1 pseudogene is annotated in these 317 nt (G+C 77.6%); it reads left to right on the top strand.

Going from position 1 to position 317, the window contains the following annotated elements:
* Nucleotides 1-203: pseudogene (locus KVT14_RS20185) on the top strand (ribosome small subunit-dependent GTPase A); the annotation flags it as partial.
* Nucleotides 204-317: the final 114 nt, after the last annotated feature.

Consider the following 317-nt stretch of genomic DNA (forward strand, 5'->3'; position numbering starts at 1 on the left):
TGCTGGGGGCGTTCGCCGACCTGGCCGAGGTCGCCGAGGAGTGCCCGCGGCGTTGCACGCACGCCGCCGACGCGCCGGACTGCGCGCTCGACGAGGGGGTGGAGGCCTCCCCGGACGAGCCGGGCCGCGGGGCGCGGACGGCCCGGGTGGACTCGTTCCGCCGACTGCTCGTGAGCCGCTCGGGAGCGCCGGACGCGGGCTGACCGGGGCCGACGCGGCGTCGGGGCCGGACGGCACGGATAGGTTGGACCCATGACCCGGGACGACGACGACCTGCGCCTCGCCCACGTGATCGCCGACCAGGTGGACGCGCTCAC

Source organism: Cellulomonas sp. GbtcB1 (assembly GCF_019091725.1).
GTDB lineage: Bacteria > Actinomycetota > Actinomycetes > Actinomycetales > Cellulomonadaceae > Cellulomonas.